Source organism: Methylobacterium sp. WL18 (genome assembly GCF_008040015.1).
Lineage (GTDB): Bacteria > Pseudomonadota > Alphaproteobacteria > Rhizobiales > Beijerinckiaceae > Methylobacterium > Methylobacterium mesophilicum.
The window spans coordinates 1-2,403 of sequence record NZ_VRVD01000683.1 but is presented as its reverse complement, the minus strand read 5'-3'; the positions used below and the strand labels follow the sequence as shown (position 1 = coordinate 2,403).

Sequence of the window (2,403 nt, the reverse complement as noted above, 5' to 3'; positions counted from 1 at the left end):
GCCGTCCTGCGCCACGACGCGCCCGGCGCCATCCGCCGGCCCTCGCCCCGCAAGCTTTCGTGTTCACGCGGGCGCGGGGCGGCACCAGCTTCCGTCGAACCGCGGGATCATCGCCAACCGCTTCCTTGAGGTGGCAAACCGCCTGGGTTAGCCTGGCGTCTCGGTCAACCGGCTTGCGTGAGTTGGGTGATGGCGACCTCGATAAAGCGACCCTCTTGGATCGACGGATACAGCCTGACGACGGCGGAAATCTTTTACCACCTTCCCGATTATCCGCATCTTCTCCAGACATTCATCTGGCAGCAGCTCGATCTGTTTCCTCAACTGCCCGAATTGAAGAAGTTCCTGGCCTTCTGGCAGGAGAAGCTGGATGGCCCGGTGCATTCGGTGAAGGTCATGCACTGCCAGCTCGTGACGCCCGCCGAACTCCGTACGATCTCCGGGGACGTCCTGCTTCACTGAGGGATCGACCGATCGGTGTTTCCGATGGGCCCGGCGGGCTTCAAGATCTCGCGGCCCGCGCGAAGGATCCGCGGCGCGTGTCTCGGTCATGCGCTCCCTCGGCGCGGCGGTTGATCCGTATCCGGTGCGAAAACCGCGTCGCGCCCGTCGGGATGTGCTTCTACCGTTCGCCCTATGCCGAAAGGAATGCTAATACAAAATCCGATACCGGGGCGGAACGGGACGGTTCATCATGGCAGCGGCGCGTCGCATCGGCCTCGTCCTCTGCCCCGATTTCGACTTCATGGGATTGGCCGTGACCTCGCCGTTCGAGATGGCGAACTGGTATGCGGGCGAGAAGCTCTACGACGTCCGCCTGCATTCCGAGTTCGGCGGCCGGCTCCGGGCCGGCCTGGGCGCCGACGTCGCCACCGAGCCGCTGGCCGAGCCGGACGCCGTCGCCCCGATCCTGGTCGCGGCCGGCGTCGGCATCCCGACGACCGCGCCGGGGCTCGCCGCCTATATCCGCGCCGCCGCGCAATCGACCCGCCGGCTCGCCGGCCTGTGCCTGGGGGCCTTCATCCTGGCCGATGCGGGTATCCTCGACGGGCGGCGCGCGACCACGCATTGGTACTTCGCGGCCCATTTCCGCGCGCGCTACCCCGCCTGCAAGCTCGACGTCGACAAGATCTACATCGCCGACGACAACATCTGGACCTCGGCCGGCATGTCGGCGGCCATCGACCTCGCGGTCGGCATGGTCGAGCGCGACCACGGCCGGGACCTCGCCACCTCGGTCGCCCGGGGGCTGGTGATGGAGCGGCGCCGGTCCGGCGGCCAGGCGCAGCGCTCGGCCCTGCTCGATGTCGATCCGCCGACCGATCGGATCCAGAGCGTCCTGGCCTACGCCCGCCGCAACCTCCCCAAGTCCCTGACCGCCGAGGACCTGGCGGCGGTGGCCTGCCTGAGCCCGCGCCAGCTGACGCGCCTGTTCCGCGCCGAGACCGGAACCTCGCCGGCCAAGGCGGTCGAGACGATCCGGGTCGAGGCGGCCAAGCTGATGCTGGAGGAGAGCCGGCTGCCGCTGGAGGCGATCGCCCAGGCGGTCGGGTTCGCCAACCGCGAGCGGATGCGCCGGTCGTTCCTCCGGGTCTACGGCGAGGTTCCCCGGCGGATCCGCCAGGCCGCCGGGCCGCTTGCCGTGATGTGACGCGGACCATGTCCGAAAACGAGGCCTTTATGGCGTAGGCGGCGGGCAGGGCCACGCTTAAGCATGGTGCAGGCCCTGCTGATATTCGGACGGACACGATCATGGTGAACCTGTCGATCAATGGTCGCCAACATGCAGTCGATGCCGAGCCCGATACGCCATTACTGTTCGTCCTGCGTGATACGCTCGGCCTGACCGGCACCAAGTACGGGTGCGGCATCGGCCAATGCGGGGCCTGCACGGTGCTGCTCGACGGGCAGGCGACGCGCTCCTGCCAGATCCCGATCGAGAGCGTCGGCACGCAGCCCGTCGCCACGATCGAGGCGGTGGAGCAGGACGCGGTCGGCCGGAAGGTCGTGGCGGCCTGGGTGTCGCTGCAGGTGCCGCAATGCGGCTATTGCCAGTCGGGTCAGGTCATGGCCGCGACCGCCCTGCTCAAGCAGACGCCGCGCCCCACCGATGCCGACATCGCCGACGCGATGACCAACCTGTGCCGCTGCGGAACCTACAACGCCATCGCCGCCGCCGTGCGGCAGGCCGCGGCCTGAGGAGGGCGGCATGGAACAGTTTCTGGAACGGTTCCTCGCTCCGGCCCCGGCGGACGCCGTGACCGTGGTCGAAAAGCTGCCGCGCGCCGCATCGCGGCGCGGCTTCCTCACGGCCGCCGGCAGTGCGCTGGTGCTCAGCGTGGCGCTGCCCAGTCTCATATAAAAATCAGACGCTGCCGACCAAATACTCAGTGTAGATCTAGG

At 68.2% G+C, this 2,403-nt stretch carries 4 protein-coding genes; all 4 read left to right on the top strand.

Annotated features, from left to right (window positions below; genetic code table 11):
* Window positions 1-189: 189 nt before the first annotated feature.
* The 4 genes from FV228_RS26955 to FV228_RS33480 all read left to right on the top strand — a co-directional run bounded on the left by FV228_RS26955 (window position 190) and on the right by FV228_RS33480 (window position 2,362).
* Entirely contained in the window at window positions 190-462 is a 273-nt protein-coding gene (locus tag FV228_RS26955; RefSeq protein WP_147857324.1) for an aspartate-semialdehyde dehydrogenase, read from the top strand.
* Window positions 463-694: 232 nt separating this feature from the next.
* Window positions 695-1,651 carry a GlxA family transcriptional regulator gene (locus FV228_RS26950; RefSeq protein WP_147857323.1) on the top strand — a complete coding sequence of 319 codons (957 nt, stop codon included), beginning with the start codon at window positions 695-697 and terminating at the stop codon, window positions 1,649-1,651.
* 101 nt (window positions 1,652-1,752) lie between these two features.
* Window positions 1,753-2,199 carry a (2Fe-2S)-binding protein gene (locus FV228_RS26945; protein WP_147857322.1) on the top strand — a complete coding sequence of 149 codons (447 nt, stop codon included), beginning with the start codon at window positions 1,753-1,755 and terminating at the stop codon, window positions 2,197-2,199.
* 10 nt (window positions 2,200-2,209) lie between these two features.
* Window positions 2,210-2,362, top strand: coding sequence for a hypothetical protein (locus tag FV228_RS33480; RefSeq protein ID WP_187277933.1), 153 nt, complete (start codon window positions 2,210-2,212; stop codon window positions 2,360-2,362).
* Window positions 2,363-2,403: the final 41 nt, after the last annotated feature.

What these genes read in the sequence shown, in the direction of transcription:
- FV228_RS26955 (WP_147857324.1), top strand. Translation starts at nt 190, where the DNA reads ATGGCGACCTCGATAAAGCGACCCTCTTGGATCGACGGATACAGCCTG.
- FV228_RS26950 (WP_147857323.1), top strand. Translation starts at nt 695, where the DNA reads ATGGCAGCGGCGCGTCGCATCGGCCTCGTCCTCTGCCCCGATTTCGAC.
- FV228_RS26945 (WP_147857322.1), top strand. Translation starts at nt 1,753, where the DNA reads ATGGTGAACCTGTCGATCAATGGTCGCCAACATGCAGTCGATGCCGAG.
- FV228_RS33480 (WP_187277933.1), top strand. Translation starts at nt 2,210, where the DNA reads ATGGAACAGTTTCTGGAACGGTTCCTCGCTCCGGCCCCGGCGGACGCC.